At 39.0% G+C, this 16,741-nt stretch carries 16 protein-coding genes and 4 tRNA genes; 7 read left to right on the forward strand and 13 right to left on the reverse strand.

The genetic code is table 11. The features are described 5' to 3' along the window. Positions 1-95: 95 nt before the first annotated feature. From KP710_RS07380 to KP710_RS07395, 4 genes are all read right to left on the reverse strand, one after another. Positions 96-171, reverse strand: a tRNA-Thr gene (locus tag KP710_RS07380). A gap of 3 nt (positions 172-174) precedes the next feature. Next, a tRNA-Gly gene (locus tag KP710_RS07385) sits at positions 175-249 on the reverse strand. Between the two features lie 42 nt (positions 250-291). Then, a tRNA-Tyr gene (locus KP710_RS07390) sits at positions 292-376 on the reverse strand. 29 nt (positions 377-405) lie between these two features. Next, positions 406-481: transfer RNA gene (locus tag KP710_RS07395), tRNA-Thr, on the reverse strand. Positions 482-695: 214 nt separating this feature from the next. Between KP710_RS07395 and coaA the strand changes: the two genes are divergently transcribed. Next, positions 696-1,631, forward strand: coding sequence for a type I pantothenate kinase (gene coaA, locus KP710_RS07400; protein WP_048953349.1), 936 nt, complete (start codon positions 696-698; stop codon positions 1,629-1,631). A 76-nt stretch (positions 1,632-1,707) separates the two neighbouring features. On the opposite strand, the gene KP710_RS07405 is transcribed toward coaA, so the two are convergent. Next, positions 1,708-5,565 carry a YadA-like family protein gene (locus KP710_RS07405; protein ID WP_215771039.1) on the reverse strand — a complete coding sequence of 1,286 codons (3,858 nt, stop codon included), beginning with the start codon at positions 5,563-5,565 and terminating at the stop codon, positions 1,708-1,710. A 307-nt stretch (positions 5,566-5,872) separates the two neighbouring features. Between KP710_RS07405 and KP710_RS07410 the strand changes: the two genes are divergently transcribed. Continuing rightward, positions 5,873-6,190, forward strand: a complete 318-nt coding sequence (locus KP710_RS07410; protein WP_215771040.1) for a DUF4298 domain-containing protein — start codon at positions 5,873-5,875, stop codon at positions 6,188-6,190. A gap of 93 nt (positions 6,191-6,283) precedes the next feature. Here KP710_RS07410 and tpiA read toward each other — a convergent pair whose 3' ends face one another. Continuing rightward, the gene (gene tpiA, locus KP710_RS07415) at positions 6,284-7,075 is read right to left on the reverse strand and encodes a triose-phosphate isomerase (protein WP_065249271.1); all 792 of its coding nucleotides are present in this window, start codon (positions 7,073-7,075) and stop codon (positions 6,284-6,286) included. Positions 7,076-7,240: 165 nt separating this feature from the next. Here tpiA and KP710_RS07420 point away from each other — a divergent pair, with 165 nt between their 5' ends. Together KP710_RS07420 and xerC are read left to right on the forward strand one after the other, a co-directional pair. Further along, complete coding sequence (locus tag KP710_RS07420) at positions 7,241-7,675, forward strand: GNAT family N-acetyltransferase (protein ID WP_005629228.1); 435 nt, start codon at positions 7,241-7,243, stop codon at positions 7,673-7,675. Continuing rightward, a complete protein-coding gene (gene xerC, locus KP710_RS07425) occupies positions 7,675-8,562 on the forward strand; it encodes a tyrosine recombinase XerC (RefSeq protein WP_215771041.1) in 888 nt (295 codons plus the stop codon). The genes KP710_RS07420 and xerC overlap by 1 nt, the downstream gene beginning before the upstream one ends. A gap of 117 nt (positions 8,563-8,679) precedes the next feature. Here xerC and KP710_RS07430 read toward each other — a convergent pair whose 3' ends face one another. The 5 genes from KP710_RS07430 to fkpA all read right to left on the reverse strand — a co-directional run bounded on the left by KP710_RS07430 (position 8,680) and on the right by fkpA (position 11,190). Continuing rightward, positions 8,680-8,967, reverse strand: coding sequence for a DsrH/TusB family sulfur relay protein (locus KP710_RS07430; protein ID WP_111407818.1), 288 nt, complete (start codon positions 8,965-8,967; stop codon positions 8,680-8,682). Between the two features lie 8 nt (positions 8,968-8,975). Further along, a complete protein-coding gene (tusC, locus tag KP710_RS07435; RefSeq protein ID WP_111407819.1) occupies positions 8,976-9,335 on the reverse strand; it encodes a sulfurtransferase complex subunit TusC in 360 nt (119 codons plus the stop codon). Further along, positions 9,332-9,712: a sulfurtransferase complex subunit TusD gene (tusD, locus tag KP710_RS07440; RefSeq protein WP_111407820.1), complete on the reverse strand. Its 381-nt coding sequence runs from the start codon at positions 9,710-9,712 to the stop codon at positions 9,332-9,334. Before tusD ends, tusC begins: the two co-directional genes overlap by 4 nt. Next, a complete protein-coding gene (locus tag KP710_RS07445) occupies positions 9,712-10,377 on the reverse strand; it encodes a helix-turn-helix transcriptional regulator (protein WP_111407821.1) in 666 nt (221 codons plus the stop codon). Before KP710_RS07445 ends, tusD begins: the two co-directional genes overlap by 1 nt. 87 nt (positions 10,378-10,464) lie before the next feature. Continuing rightward, a complete protein-coding gene (gene fkpA, locus KP710_RS07450; RefSeq protein ID WP_111407822.1) occupies positions 10,465-11,190 on the reverse strand; it encodes an FKBP-type peptidyl-prolyl cis-trans isomerase in 726 nt (241 codons plus the stop codon). A 97-nt stretch (positions 11,191-11,287) separates the two neighbouring features. On the opposite strand from fkpA, the gene KP710_RS07455 reads away from it, so the two are divergent. Further along, positions 11,288-11,509 carry a SlyX family protein gene (locus tag KP710_RS07455; protein WP_111407823.1) on the forward strand — a complete coding sequence of 74 codons (222 nt, stop codon included), beginning with the start codon at positions 11,288-11,290 and terminating at the stop codon, positions 11,507-11,509. 91 nt (positions 11,510-11,600) lie between these two features. Here KP710_RS07455 and pgdx read toward each other — a convergent pair whose 3' ends face one another. Beyond that, entirely contained in the window at positions 11,601-12,326 is a 726-nt protein-coding gene (gene pgdx, locus KP710_RS07460; RefSeq protein ID WP_111407856.1) for a hybrid peroxiredoxin PGdx, read from the reverse strand. A gap of 124 nt (positions 12,327-12,450) precedes the next feature. Here pgdx and oxyR point away from each other — a divergent pair, with 124 nt between their 5' ends. Together oxyR and fabR are read left to right on the forward strand one after the other, a co-directional pair. Then, positions 12,451-13,356 carry a DNA-binding transcriptional regulator OxyR gene (gene oxyR / locus KP710_RS07465; RefSeq protein ID WP_048953362.1) on the forward strand — a complete coding sequence of 302 codons (906 nt, stop codon included), beginning with the start codon at positions 12,451-12,453 and terminating at the stop codon, positions 13,354-13,356. Further along, positions 13,356-13,979, forward strand: a complete 624-nt coding sequence (gene fabR / locus KP710_RS07470) for an HTH-type transcriptional repressor FabR (RefSeq protein ID WP_048953364.1) — start codon at positions 13,356-13,358, stop codon at positions 13,977-13,979. Before oxyR ends, fabR begins: the two co-directional genes overlap by 1 nt. Before the next feature lie 125 nt (positions 13,980-14,104). On the opposite strand, the gene mutS is transcribed toward fabR, so the two are convergent. After that, entirely contained in the window at positions 14,105-16,690 is a 2,586-nt protein-coding gene (mutS, locus tag KP710_RS07475) for a DNA mismatch repair protein MutS (protein ID WP_111407824.1), read from the reverse strand. Positions 16,691-16,741 lie beyond the last annotated feature (51 nt).

The raw sequence follows: 16,741 nt of genomic DNA on the forward strand, positions 1-16,741 counted from the left end.
GTCCCTCTAAATAGACACGGTTATCGATGGGTAAATTAAACCACATTAACCAATAAAATTGTTTGCTATAATTGAAGGAAGAGAGAAATGAAGGATGGTGCTGATAGGCGGATTTGAACCGCCGACCTCACCCTTACCAAGGGTGCGCTCTACCAACTGAGCTATATCAGCGTTTGGAGCGGGCAGCGGGAATCGAACCCGCATCATTAGCTTGGAAGGCTAAGGTAATAGCCATTATACGATGCCCGCAAGTCCTAAATTCGTCTGTCCCATCAGGATTCATCTAAAAGATGGTGGAGGGAGAAGGATTCGAACCTTCGAAGGCTGAGCCAACAGATTTACAGTCTGCCCCCTTTGGCCGCTCGGGAACCCCTCCACGCTAAATGAATACTTGATACGAAGGAATGGTGCCGACTATCGGAATCGAACTGATGACCTACTGATTACAAGTCAGTTGCTCTACCTACTGAGCTAAGTCGGCGTGTCGTAAGCAAGTGAGGCGTATTATATGGAAAAAACTTTTCCTGACAAGTGTTTTTTCTAAAAAATTTATTTTTTTTGTCTATTCGTTTAAATCACAATCAAAAATGTGATTTTTTAATCAGAAATCATGAAGTATGCTGAAAAATCAATGCGAAATTTCATCTTATAGAGTATATTTTCTCGCATTTATTTCACGATAAAATCACTACATCATGGAATTTTCAAATCAATTAACCCCGTTTTTAAGCTTCAATCGCGCACAATGGGCTGAATTACGTAAATCCGTTCCGTTAAAACTCACAGAACAAGATCTTAAGCCTCTCCTAGGTTTTAACGAAGAACTTTCACTGGATGAAGTCAGCACAATTTATTTACCCCTGACACGCTTAATTAATTATTACATCGATGAAAATTTACGTCGCCAAACGGTATTACATCGATTTCTCGGCAGAAACAATACCAAAATTCCCTATGTTATCAGTATTGCTGGCAGTGTGGCTGTCGGGAAAAGCACATCTGCACGGATATTACAGTCACTTCTTTCCCATTGGCCAAAAGAGCGAAAAGTTGAACTCATCACCACTGATGGCTTTCTCTATCCACTTGAGAAACTCAAACAAAATAATCTGTTGCAAAAGAAAGGTTTTCCCATTTCCTATGACACGCCCAAACTCATTCGCTTTCTTGCTGATGTAAAATCGGGTAAAAGAAACGTTCATGCACCAATTTATTCTCACCTGACATACGACATTATTCCCAATAAATTTGATGTTGTCGATCAACCGGATATTCTCATTTTAGAAGGATTAAATGTGCTACAAACAGGCAACAATAAAGCAAATCAAACCTTCGTGTCTGACTTTGTTGATTTCTCCATCTATGTTGATGCAGAAGAACATTTATTAAAAGAATGGTATATCAAACGATTTTTAAAATTCCGTGAAAGTGCCTTTACTGATCCTAATTCTTATTTCAAGCACTATGCAAAGTTATCAAAAGAAGAAGCCATTGCCACAGCAAGCAAAATTTGGGATGAAATTAATGGATTAAATCTTAATCAGAACATATTGCCAACACGAGAACGTGCCAATTTAATTCTAAAAAAAGGGGAAAATCACGAAGTAGAATTGGTGAAGCTAAGAAAATAAAAAAGTGCGGTGAATTTTCACCGCACTTTTAGGATTTATTCATGATGGGAAAATCCCATCATAAATGATTACGCTATTACCATTGGTAACCTACACCAACTCCGGCACCCACATCACCACTGGTGTTTGCGTTACCTTGAAGTTTTAAGATTACTTTACCATTATCACTAATACGAGAGTAACCTACAGCTAAAGCATTTTGACCTTTGAAGGTACCCGCTGCTGCAGCCACCATTGCTTTACCTTGAGTATAAGCTTGTGGTAATGCCGCCGCTGCATTCGCACCTGCAATACCTGCACGCGCTTGTTTGCTGTGTTTGTTTACTTTTCTGTCTAGGCTATCAATAGCACCAGCGTGATGATTAATAACCTTACTTAAGTTATTAACAGTCGTGCCTAAATTCGCTACTTTTTCGTTTGTAGCATATAACTGGCTACCATTCACAGCTTGTTTAGATGTTGAATTAAGATCCGCATCTTTCACATTATTGATATTGGTTGCTGCACCATCCTTACCTGCAAGGTTTAAACCTTTATCATCAGAGGTAATTTTAGTTGCATTATCGCCACTACCGATAGTAACGCTATTCACATCAATATCTTGTGCTAATGCATAAGTTATAGATTTTCCATCACGTTTTACTTTCAAGTTTTTACCAGCAGTGTGAGTAACTGTATCGCCAGATTTAACTGCAACTCCGTTATCATCATCAGTTGACTTTTTGATAACCTCTTGCGAGTCAGCTACTTTCACGAAAGTTGCTGCGCTGTTAATTGCCTCGGCAACTGTATCAACTGTCGCCAACTTACCTTTATCAGCATCAGAAACTGTCACTTTACCAGCTTGATCGCCATCAACCTTAGCTGCTGTTACGTTACCCTTAACACCATTAATCGCGTTTGTAGCATTTACAGAGAAGTTAACTTTTGCATTACCATCTTTATCCACAGTTGGGGTAATAGTTACTGAATTATCATCACTCGCAAAATCAAGACCTTTACCATTAGTTATAGCTGCGGTCTGATTGCCATTAGTTTTTAAATTCCAACCTGCATTTAACACATCATTAACTGTAGCAGCTTCTTTTTTCTGCGCATCTTTTAATGTTGGCGTTTTAACTTCAGTTGCATTAACTACATTACCACCAGTCACTTTATCTGGTGCAGTTAAATGATCATCTAAGTTAGTTACTTTACCATTTTCAAATGTAGTCGTAGCTTCACCTGGAGTTTTAGATTTCACAGTAATCTTATCAACTTCAATTGTTGATGCTAAACCGTAAGTAACATCTTTACCCTCACGTTTTACCGCTAAGTTTTTGTCAGCTTTCAACGTTAGAATATCACCTGCTCCCATGGCTTGAGCATCAGCATCCTTATCATTTTGTGTTCGCACATTCATTGAGTCAGATAAATTTTCAACTTTTGCAAACCATTTTGCGCCATTGATCGCATCAGCAACATTTTTAACTGTAGCAAGTTTAGTAGCATCATTATCATTTACGGCAGCCTTGCCCGCACCGTCTTCTCCAGCTTTTTTATCCTTATCTACAGTAATGTCACCAGTTTTACCTTCTAAGAGTTTTGATGAATCAATGCTGAAAGTAAAGTTAGAACCATCTTGCTCTACATTTACGCCATTTCCGCCTTTTAACGTCAATTTTTTACCTGCATTGATCAATTCACTTTTATTAGACTCACCATTTGACACAACGAAACCAGCATTATTAATAGCATCAACAACATTCTTAACTGTAGCAAGTTTCTTACCTTCGCGAGCATCTGCGTTTGCTTGAGTTTCCGTTGATGTTGGATTACTATCCACGGCAACTTTACCAAGATTAGTTTCATCAACTTTAATTGAGCCTTTATCAACATCAACAGAAACTGTTGTTGTATCTACGCCCTTGTCATCACGTACAGTTTTAACTTTAACTATAGTGCCATCACCATCTGCAAAGTTAACTACATCGTTTGGCGTTACTTTTTCGGTGTCTGATACCTTATCAGAGCCAGTTTTAGCATCTAAAGTAGACTTACCATTTTGCTGAACATAGAAACCTGATTTATTCACAGTTTGATCTAACTGATCTTTATTTACTGCTTGATCTGGTTGGGTAGCCCAGCCCACATTACTTAACTGAACACCATGTTCCCCTGCGGTAATCTTATCCTTAGATTCTGGTTTAGTTTTATCATAACCAGTTTCAGTAATATTGCCTTTGTCATCATAGGTATAGGAATTACCTTTCTCATACGGATTATTCTCTGTATCAGAGTCAGTTAATTTAGCGCCTTTTTTATCAATTTTAGATGCGTCAATTGGATCCCCTTTAATGTCGCCATTTTCATCCACTTGATACCATTTACCATCACTCGCTTTAGTTACTGGTTTACCATCAAATGTTGTGCTTGCGTAGTCAATAGGTGAGTCAGTCGAAATGTTTATAGTGCGTACGCCATTTTCTTCATCAACACCATCTACATCTACATTACCTAAACCAACAAAGTTAACAGTATGTCCAACTGACACATTATTCTTATAGTCATTACCAGATGCAGTAACGTTCCAACCAGCATTAACATAATTATTTAAATTAGTAAGTGCAGTAGTTACATTTGGCGCTGTTATATCTGGTTTCTTTTGACCATTTTCATCTTTATTATAATCACTACCTTCAGCAATAGTTAATGGTTGTGAGAATCCAGTTAACGTACCATCTTTATTTAAAGTAACACCCAAAGCTTTAGCTGTTTGGTTTGCTGCCGTACCTAAAGTTTTAGCCACTTGGTAAAGTTGTGAACCATTGATTGCATCAGTTGATTCTGCTGTAATTTGACCTGCTGCAACATGTTTAATTTGACGTTCATTATCTGCAGATCCAACAGATACAACATTACCTTGCTTACCTGTAGCTTCTTTATTTGTACCATCAGTATCAGTTCCACCTAACTTACCCCAAAAACCAGAATAAACCAATGGAGAACCTTCAGCCACAGCTGAATTTACAGCCATAACCTTTGTAGTATCTTTCCCTGCATCACTGCCATAACCTAATACAACAGCGCCATCACGACCTGCGGCTACAGTTATATTTGAACCTAATGTTGAAACATTATTACTGGATATCTTTGAATCTGCACCAACAGCCGCGATGTTTTTACCTGATAATACTGAGTTACTACCCACATTAACAGAACCCTGGCCAGATACTTTTGAAGCACTACCAACAGTAATGGAATCCCAAGAATTAGCTGTAGCGCTTTGCCCCATCGCAGTAGAGTAAGTTCCCAAAGCTTTTGATTGTGCACCAGTTGCAGTAGCTCGCTGAATTGCCTCTGCCTGTTGACCGACAGCAGTAGATGACTGTCCTTTCGCATTAGCAACTTTACCTACTGCTGTAGAGTCCACCTCATCTGCAACAGCGTGGGCACCAAGTGCAGTACTGCCCTGACCCCTAGCTAATGAATATGCCCCTAATGCAACCGCTGCATTTTGAGCGTTTGCACCACCAGTATCCTTACCATTTGCAAAATTACCAGTTGCTTGAGACATTAAACCTATTGCGATATGTGCATTACCGGCTGTACCAGAATTAGAACCAGAAAGAGCACCATTACCAATTGCAATACCATCATAAGCATTTACTTTCGCTTCAGCTTTATTTTCACTTAAACCTGTTTTAGCTTTATAGTCTGCATTTCCATAAAATTGATTTGTTACTGTGTCAGTTCCAATTGCTAATCCGCCTCTATCTTCTGCTTTCGTAACTACATTTGCAGCTTGTGCTCCACCTGCCACAACAGCTAAAAGTGCGGTAGAAATTGCGGCTAATTTTACAGATTTTGATTTACCTTTTGCGGACGCTAATTCACCCACAGCAGTCCAAGTTTGAGTTGCATGATTCCAAATTACTTTGAAAATGTTGTTCATTTAGGGGATCTCCTAGTATTAAGTAGATAACAGCGCCCTTTGCTGTTGAATATTACAAATAGATAAACAACCTTGTTTATCAGATTAACATCTTTTATAACAAATCTGTCTATAAAATACGTCGTTTAAATTTCGTGCGGATTCTACAAGCAATAACAATAAATGAAAAGCATCTTTACCAAACTTTACAATCTTTACATTGTAAATTATTGACTTTACATTCAATCTCTGTAAATAACTGATAACTTTATAATATAAGTGCGCTAAAATCTGCTCCGACCACACTTTTATAACATGAGAGAAAAATATGCTATCAAAAGAACGTTTATCCCAACTTGCCGAAATGGAAAGTATTTTAGATGAAGCAAATGGCTTTCTTACCGAGGCAGAGCAATTCTTGGAAAAATGGCAGGCGTTTTTACCTAAAATGAAACGCCTAGAACATTATTACTTCGAAGGCGATTGGAGAGAAGATTTTGAGGCTTATGAAAATGGCGAAGTACCAAAGGACCAACCTTGTGGCGTACTTTCCGAAGACTTAGTTTTTAACGCCAGTGTTGCACAACAGGGCTTGGCGATTGAGTATTTGAAAGTGGTGACTAAAATTCTCGATCAAACGAAATAATGACAAGTCATTGGCAATACAGTTTGCTTGAATTCATAAACAAAGTGCGGTGAAAATTCACCGCACTTTGTTGTTATTCTAATTAACTAAAAATTAATTTTTTGCTGCTGCCGCTGCTTTTACAATTACTGCAAACGCTGGGGCTTTTAATGATGCACCACCCACTAATGCACCGTCGATGTCTGGCTGAGTAAATAATTCAGCTGCATTTGCATCATTTACAGAACCGCCGTATTGGATAATTACTTGGTCTGCCACTGCTTGAGATTTCGCAGCGATGTGACCGCGGATAAATGCGTGAACAGCTTGAGCTTGTGCTGGAGTCGCAGATTTACCAGTACCAATCGCCCAGATTGGTTCATATGCGATCACTGCACCGTTGAATGCTTCTACACCTAATGCGTTGATTACCGCATCAATTTGACGTGCACACACTTCTTCTGTTTTGCCTGCTTCGTTTTCAGCTTCAGTTTCACCGATACATAATACTGGCACTAAGCCTGCTTCTTTTAATGCACCAAATTTTTTCGCTACGAATTCGTCGCTTTCTTTGTGGTAAGTACGACGCTCAGAGTGACCGATAATGATGTATTTTGCACCGAAATCTTTTAACATTTCGCTAGAAATATCACCAGTAAATGCACCTTTCACATTGATATCTACGTTTTGTGCACCTAATTGAACTACACTTTTACCGCCACAGCTGCAACCACAACCAGAAAGTGCTGCTTCAGCCGTACCTAAATACATAACTGGTGGGGCGATTGCCACATCACAACCTGTTACATCATGTAATTCTGCTTTTAATCCCTCGATTAATTCTTTGGTGAACGCTTTGGAACCGTTTAATTTCCAGTTACCCATAACTAAAGGACGACGTGCCATTTTTGTTTCTCCATAGTTGATAAAATTAACTCGCTTACTATACCAAAATTTCGCCACGATTCTTTGCAGAAGATCATAAAATTAAAAAAATTCTCATAGAAAGATGATTATCTTGAGTTAAAAAGCTACAATTACCTGTATGGAACCAATAAAAAATAACCAATTATGAAACTTTTCAAAGCTGAACAATGGAATATTGACGTGCTTCTTCCTCTTTTTGAAGCCTATCGCCAAGCCTATGGGCAAGCAGAGAATCCAGAACGCACCTTGGCTTTTTTAACTAATCGTATGCGTTTTAATGAAAGCCTGTTTTTTATTGCGGTGGATGAAAATGAAAAGGCTATTGGCTTTGTGCAGCTTTTCCCTCGCCTTTCTTCCTTACAATTACAACGCTATTGGCAAATCACTGATATTTTTGTGTTGGAACATGCTCAACAAACGGAAATTTATGCAGCGCTAATTTCTAAAGCAAAAGACTTTGTACATTTCACGCAATCCAATCGTTTAGTGGCGGAATTGGCGCAAAATCAATATTCAATGTTGGAATCGGAAGGGTTTAAATTAAACCCGAAAGAACGTTTATTTGAATTGAGTTTGTAATGCTAACCGCGTTAAATCGTTATTGGGATTATTTGCGGATTGAACGCCAAATGAGCCCTCACACGCTCACCAATTATCAACATCAACTTGATGCCATCATCAAAATCTTATCGCAACAAGATATTCATGCTTGGGCACAAGTGACACCCAGCGTGGTGAGATTTATTTTGGCGGAAAGTAAAAAACAAGGCTTAAAAGAAAAAAGCTTGGCTTTGCGTTTATCGGCACTACGGCGATTTCTTAGTTTTTTGGTGCAACAAGGCGAATTGAAAGTGAATCCCGCTACAGGCATTTCCGCACCGAAACAAGGCAAGCATTTACCGAAAAATATGGATGGCGAGCAAGTTCAACAGTTGCTTGCCAACGATAGCAAAGAGCCGATTGATATTCGTGATCGTGCTATTTTGGAATTAATGTATAGTTCGGGTTTACGTTTATCTGAATTACAAGGCTTAGATTTAAACAGCATTAATACTCGTGTGCGGGAAGTGCGCGTTATCGGGAAAGGTAACAAAGAGCGTGTGGTGCCGTTTGGGCGTTACGCTTCGCATGCCATTCAAGAATGGTTAAAAGTGCGGCCATTATTTAACCCAAAAGATGAGGCATTATTTGTTAGCCAGCTTGGAAATCGCATTTCTCATCGCGCCATTCAAAAACGTTTGGAAACTTGGGGCATTCGTCAAGGATTAAATAGCCATCTTAATCCGCACAAACTGCGTCATTCTTTTGCGACGCATATGTTGGAAGCCAGTTCTGATTTACGCGCCGTACAAGAATTGCTTGGGCATAGCAACCTTTCCACCACACAAATTTATACTCACTTAAATTTTCAACATTTGGCGGAAGTGTACGATCAGGCTCATCCAAGAGCGAAACGTAAAAAATAAACGCTCGATAAACTGTTTATAATAAAAATAGGTAAGCCATGATTCTGTCTAGAAGGGCACGAAGAACAAATAAAAAAATTTTACCTGCTTAATACACTGTGACAAATTTAGTTTAATTCAAAGTGCTAATTGCGGGTAAAACTTCTGCGTTATCGCCACAAAATCCAGCATAGTAATAGACCGCACTTTACTTTCTCTAGGTAAAAGTGCGGTGAGATTTCTTGCCAGAATATCTTGCTCTAACAACAGACATTCAGCTGGGCATTGTTCAAAATAATGCGGATATTTAATTGCAAGTAAGACTCCATCTTGCCATAACACCACTGCATCATTCTCAGTAATATTCGCAAAATACCCCTCAAGTTCTCTTTGAGGATAATCTGCTTGTGAAAAAGTATAAAGCATGATTTTCCTTAAAAAGTCAGCAATTTTTCAGCTTGATTCAGTTTGGACATAAAAGAAGCACGATCCATTTTTTCAGCTGAAATAATACATTGCTCTGACGAAATGCCGAATTTTTCCAAACTTTCTGAACAAATGAAACGTTGTGTTATTTCATATAAATCTAACAATTTAAAGGTGCGGATAAAATCTTTTTGGAGAATATGTTCTGGTTGTTGATAAGAAACAAGATTCAGCACACCGTCATCTATAAAGAATACGCCAATATCCTCTTCATCACAAAAAGCCGTTGCGGCAAGTAATGCATCTAATCCCTCACGGGCAAGTGCGGTGCCATGGGGAGCGGTTTTAAACAAAAAAGCAATTTTCATAATGTGATGACTCGCTCAGCCTTTAATGTTGCCGATATAAATTCACCTAGCCCCGCAATCGTGAAGCCCTCAGCAAGATTAATGTTTTCTGGGTTGATAGCTGTTAAAGTATCCACGATACCACGACGTTGCGAAGCGGCAACACAAAGGTGCAATGGGATTTGATGCATCATAGCAAGATCTTGCCAACACTTTTGCAAATTGATTTCATCACTAGCAGGATAAACTAATGCGTTGCCATTCGTTACGCCATCTTGGAAAAAGAAAATTTGGGCGATCTCATGTTTTCTTTCAATCAATGCTTTGGCAAATTGGTAAGCTAAAAAAGCCCCTTGCTGACCATAAATAGGGCTTTTAACTGCAAGTACATAGCGCATTATTCTTGCTCGTGTTTTATTTGACGAATATAGAGATAGACTGTATGGCGGGAAATATCCAAACGCTCAGCCACTAAATTGATCGCATCTTTAATGTCAAAAATGCCTTTTTCATACAGAGATAAGACAATTTGGCGGTTTTTAGTGTTATTGGCCACCATACGATCAGTATTTACTTCCTCGATGGTTTTCTCAATAGTTTGATTGACTAAATCCTCAACAGAGCTTGCAAAATTGACAGCCGATGTTTCTTCTGTTTTTTCTGTTGGCATAAAAGCCTGTACAAATTGTGAAATGGGCACGTCTAAATTAATATTAATACAAAGTAAACCAATAATACGTTGAGCTTTATTACGAATCGCAATCGTGACAGATTTCATCAACACACTGCCTTTAGTGCGAGTAAAATAAGGCTTAGAAACACTTTCACTTTGCATATTACGGAGTGAACGTAATGCCAAATCAGTAATAGGCGAACCAACTTGACGATTCGTATTATGGCCATTTGCAATACAAATAGCAGAATGCTCAATATCTTCTAAAGAATGTAAAACGATTTCACAGTGTTCGCCAATCAGCGCGCTAACGCCATCAACAACCGCTTTATAAGAATTAATAATAGTGCGATCTTCATCCGTGAAAGGTTGTTTATCGTTTAATGTCATGGTTCAAGGTTAAAAGTGCGGTCAAAATTCACTGAGTTTTATAACAAATGGCACGCATTAAAAAAACACGTGCCATGACTAGAAGTATTATTTTTCTGATTTAGGATTTACATCTAAAACTTCTACATCAAAAATGAGGGTTGAATTAGGTGGAATAGAAGCGCCGGCACCTTGTTTACCATAACCTAACGCTGGTGGAATCACTAACTGAATTTTGCCACCTTTTTTCACCAATTGAAGGCCTTCTGTCCACCCAGGAATAACTTGATTTAATTGGAATTCAACCGGTTGACCACGCTCTACAGAACTATCAAATACTTTGCCATTTGGTAATTTACCAGTGTAATGCACTTTCACCTTATCGGTAGCTTTAATTGCCTCACCTTTACCTGCATTTTCAATTTTGTAAAGTAAACCTGATTTAGTCGTTTTAACATCTTTGTCTTTAGCAAAATCAGCGCGATATTTATCTCCCTCTTCCTGAGCACTTTTCGCAATAGCTTCCGCTTTTGCTTTTGATGCAGATACTAATTTCGCTTCAATAGCTTCTAAAGTTTTTTGTACATTTTCATCTTTACGCACATCAACTTTACCCTCTAAAGCATCTTTTAAACCATCTAAGATACGAGCATTATCATAAGTAATCACTTCTTTGTGCGCATCGACCAAATCTTTCATTTGCCCACCCATTAATGCGCCTACGGCATAAGAGGCAGCTTTTTCATCAAGCGCTTTTTCTTCCGCAAAAACTTGACCAGAAATCACCGTACTTACCATTAATGCTGCGATAGATAATTTTTGAATTTTTAACATATGCGTTAATCCTTTATAATAAATGAAACAATTCTGAGGCTAGATTAAATCGCTTTTAACCTATTCTCAACTTTTTTTTAAAATTTAGAGAAATTTTATGCACATTGAACAAATATTAGAAAATCGTATTGCTGAACTTGAAACTAAAATCGCGTTTCAAGAGCAACTATTAGACGAACTGAATCATGCATTAGTTCAACAACAATTTGCGCTTGATAAAATGCAAGTTCAGCTACGCTATATGGCAAGTAAATTAAAAGATTTTCATCCATCAAACATTGCAAGCCAAGCGGAAGAAACGCCACCACCGCATTATTAATTTCTGCAATAAATTCGTACAAATGAAAAGGGCGCACAATGCGCCCTTTAAATTACATTCCCAAATAATAATCAGCTAAATACTTGCCTACTTATGAAAAGTATTTTTCCAAATCGTCGCTACCGCCAATATGCTTACCACCGATAAACACTTGTGGAACAGTAGTACGACCAGAAACCGCACGTACACTCACGATAGTAGCATCATGGCCTAATACGATTTCTTCAAAACTTAATCCTTTATCATGTAAAAGTTGTTTTGCTTTTGTGCAATACGGACAACCTGGTTTAGTAAAAATTGAAATAGATTCTTGAATTTGATGCTGTGGCGCAAGATATTTTAACATTGTATCTGCATCAGAAACTTTGAACGGATCACCCGGTTCATTTGGTTCAACAAACATTTTTTCTACAACGCCATTTTTCACTAACATAGAATAGCGCCAAGAACGTTTACCAAAACCTAAATCTTCTTTACCAACAAGCATTCCCATGCCTTCTGTAAACTCACCATTACCATCTGGAATGAAAGTGATGTTTTCAGATTTTTCGTCTTCTTTCCATGCGTTCATTACGAAAGTATCATTTACAGATACAACGACAATATCGTCTACACCGTATTTTTTGAATACTGGGGCTAATTCGTTATAACGTGGTAAGTGAGAAGATGAACAAGTCGGCGTAAATGCGCCTGGTAATGAGAATACAATTACGGTTTTATTATCAAATAATTCTGAGGTAGTAATATCAACCCATTTATCACCCTGACGAGTGCGGAATGTCACTTGAGGGACTTTTTTGCCTTCCATATTAGACATCATCATTATTCTCCTATTGGTTGTTGATTTAATTTGAATGCGCTGGATTATAGGGAAATTTATGGTATAGTTACAATCAATTAATTCTATTTTTTTAATTGAAGTTTTCTATAGGAAGAATCAAATGAATATCCGAGATTTAGAATACCTTGTAGCCTTATCAGAATATAAACATTTCCGCCGCGCTGCCGATTCTTGCAATGTCAGCCAACCAACTTTAAGTGGTCAAATTCGCAAGCTTGAAGATGAACTTGGCATTATTTTATTAGAACGAACCAGCCGTAAAGTATTATTCACACAATCAGGTATGTTACTAGTGGAACAAGCGCGTACCGTGTTGCGTGAAGTAAAATTATTGAAAGAAATGGCAAGTAATCAAGGTAAGGAAATGACAGGCCCATTGCATATAGGCTTAATCCCAACTGTTGGCCCTTACTTATTACCTTATATTGTTCCAACGCTAAAAGCTGCCTTTCCGGATCTAGAAGTCTTTCTCTACGAAGCACAAACACATCAATTGCTAGAACAACTCGAAACTGGTCGTTTAGATTGTGCAATTGTAGCCACCGTGCCTGAAACAGAAGCCTTTATTGAAGTGCCTATTTTTAACGAAAAAATGTTACTGGCCGTATCAGATGAACATCCTTGGGCAAAAGAAAAGAAAATGTCAATGAATCAACTGAAAGGGCAAGAAATGTTAATGTTAGACGATGGTCATTGCTTACGTAATCAGGCTTTAGATTATTGCTTCACGGCAGGCGCAAAAGAAAATGCCCACTTCCAAGCCACAAGCCTAGAAACTTTGCGCAATATGGTCTCTGCAAATGCAGGTATCACATTTATGCCTGAACTTGCTGTATTAAATGAAGGTGCTCGTAAAGGTGTAAAATATATTCCTTGTCACTCACCTGAACCATCACGCACTATTGCTTTGGTTTATCGACCGGGTTCACCTTTACGTAACCGTTACGAACGCGTAGCCGGTGCAATCAGCAGTGAAGTAAAATTAATTTTAGCCGGAGAAAAATAATGGCTGGGGTTCGTGCAATTCAAAAAGAGAAAACACGTCGAGCCTTAGTAAATGCCGCGTTTAATCAGCTCAGTGCGGAAAAAAGCTTTTCCAACTTAAGTTTACGCGAAGTCGCTCGTGAAGCGGGTATTGCGCCAACTTCATTTTATCGTCATTTTAGCGACATGGATGAATTAGGCTTAGAAATGGTAGATGAAGCTGGTTTAATTTTGCGTCAATTAATGCGACAAGCGCGTAAACGTATCGATGCTGGTGGTAGCGTAATTTCTGTTTCTGTTGATACGTTTTTTGAATTTATTACCAATAGCACAAATGTTTTCCGCTTATTATTACGTGAAAGCTCGGGTACCTCCCAAGCATTTCGAACTGCAGCCGCACGAGAAATCAAACATTTTGTCGATGAACTCGCAGAGTATATTTCATCTAAGCATCAGTATTCTCAATATATTGCATATGTTCAAGCTGAAGGCATTGTGACTATTGTCTTCACCGCTGGAGCAAATGCTTTAGATATGAATAAAGCTGAAAGAGAACAACTCAAAACACGCGTAATTTTACAATTAAGAATGTTAGCAAAAGGTGCAGATTTCGCGGCTCAAAAAGAAAAAGGAAAACACATATAAACTTAACCGCACTTTTTGACTTACAACCAAATCCGCAAAACTGGATTAGTTATCCTATTATTTATTTATAACATAACAAATGGCCACATTTTGCTTTACGAAATGTGGCCATTCTTCTCTATATCTTAACTTACCATTTTCTTTAACTGATACAAATACGCCAAGGCTTGTTTAGGGCTTAGATCATCAGGATCCAGTTTTTCAATAGCCTCTCTTAGTGCATCCGCTTCTTGTTCAAACAACAATTCACCTTGAGTGTGATTGGCTTCACGCAATGCCTGAATTTGTTGATCGGCTGAATGACCTGAGTTTTTTTCTAATTGTGTCAATTTCTGTTTTGCCAGTTTAATAACGGATTGCGGCACGCCAGCCAAAGCCGCAACTGCCAAACCATAACTTTTACTTGCTGCGCCATCTTGTACGGCATGCATAAAGGCAATGGTGTTGTTATGCTCAAGAGCATCTAAATGAATGTTGGCGATGCCTGCTAGCTGTTCTGGCAATGCAGTTAATTCAAAATAATGGGTGGCAAATAATGTAAGCGAGCGGATTTTTTTGGCTAACCATTCTGCACAAGCCCAAGCTAAGGATAAGCCATCATAAGTGGATGTGCCGCGACCAATTTCATCAATAAGAACGAGACTTTGCGCAGTAGCTTGATGAAGAATATTTGCCATTTCTGTCATTTCCACCATAAAGGTTGAACGCCCTGAGGCTAAATCATCAGATGCACCAATTCGAGTAAAAATACGATCAATCGGTCCAATTTGCGCGCTGTCTGCTGGCACAAAGCTGCCGATACACGCCAGCAATGTAATTAATGCGGTTTGGCGCATATAAGTACTTTTACCGCCCATATTTGGCCCGGTGATAACTAATAAATGACGGTTGTGATTGAGCTCTACAGGGTTGGCGATGAAAGGATCTTTCAATACTTGTTCCACGACAGGATGACGACCATTTTCAATTTTCACACTCACTTCATCACAGAATGTTGGCATCACGTAATTGAGGGTGTCTGCGCGCTCGGCAAGATTGACCAATACATCCAATTCAGAAAGTGCGAGGCTCGCCAGTTGTAATGAACCTAAGTGCGGTAATAATAAATCAAACAATTCATCGTAAAGTTGCTTTTCTAATGCTAATGCTGCGCCTTTCGATTTCAGCACTTTGTCTTCATATTCTTTGAGTTCAGGAATAATGTAACGCTCTGCATTTTTCAATGTTTGGCGGCGCACATAATGAATCGGGGCTTTATGCGCTTGGCCTTGGCTAATTTGAATGTAATAACCATGCACTGCATTAAAACCAATTTTTAGCGTATCAATGCCCGTGCTTTCGCGCTCACGTTTTTCTAAATTTTCCAAATATTGCGTTGCACCATCAGACAGCATACGCCATTCGTCTAACTCCGCATGGTAACCTTCAGCAATCACGCCACCATCCCGAATTAAAAGCGGCGGCGTTTCAATCAATGCACGTTGCAATAAATCGCATTGCTCGCTGAAATCGGAAATTTGGCTGAAAAGTGCGGTTAAAAATGGCGGTGTTTTTTGTTGAACAATCGTGCGTAATGCAGGAATTTGTTCTAATGCCGTGCGCAAGCGGGTGAGATCACGTGGACGCGCTGAACGCAGTGCCACACGTGCTAAAATACGCTCCATATCGCCAACTAATTGCAAATAAGGTTGGAGTTCATCGACCAAATCAAAATTCAGAATTTCCGCAATCGCTTGTTGGCGTTGTCTTAATTTTTCCACATTACGAACAGGTTGGTGAATCCAACGTTTCAGCAAGCGGCTACCCATTGGCGTGACGCATTTATCCAAGACAGACGCTAACGTATTTTCTGTGCCACCCGCAAGATTTTGCGTCAACTCAAGATTTCTGCGAGTGGTGGCATCTAACTGAATACAGTCTTGATTTTGAATTAAGCTAATGCTTTGAATATGGGGTAATGCAGTGCGTTGGGTTTCTTTTGCATATTGCAATAAACAACCTGCCGCACTTAAGCCTAGAGGGGATTTTTCCACACCAAAGGCGCGTAAATCTTTTGTGCCAAATTGGCGATTCAGTAATGTAATGGCTGTGCTAAGTTCAAACTCCCAAATCGGGCGACGGCGTAATCCCTTGCAATGTTCAATCGCAGTCATTTCGTTAAATTCTTCACAATACAGCAATTCAACTGGGGCAATACGTTGCAATTCCGCACGTAATGTTTCTTTATCTGCAGGTTCACAAAGCTGAAAACGGCCAGAGGTTATATCTAAAGTAGCTAATCCAAATTTTTCTTTCTCTTGATATACCGCAGCAATCAGATTGTCTTGGCGCTCTGGCAAAAGTGCTTCATCACTCACCGTACCAGGCGTAACAATTCGCACAATTTGGCGCTCTACAGGCCCTTTGCTTGTGGCAGGATCACCAATCTGTTCGCAAATCGCCACAGGTTCACCCAACTGAACCAATTTTGCTAAATAACCTTCCACCGCATGATAGGGCACTCCTGCCATTGGAATTGGTTGCCCTGCAGATTGACCTCGTTTCGTCAAAGAAATATCCAACAATGCCGCTGCTTTTTTCGCGTCGTCATAAAACAACTCGTAAAAATCCCCCATGCGATAAAACAACAAAATATCTGGATTCTCTGCTTTGAGTTTTAGATATTGTTGCATCATTGGCGTATGTTGTTGAAATGTTTCTCCGGAAAACATGAGGCTACCTACTTGTAAGATGAGATATTTAAGTGAATCTATGCGGACTTA

It is taken from the genome of Haemophilus sp. SZY H35 (assembly GCF_018829705.1).
Taxonomy (GTDB): Bacteria; Pseudomonadota; Gammaproteobacteria; order Enterobacterales; family Pasteurellaceae; genus Haemophilus; species Haemophilus haemolyticus_K.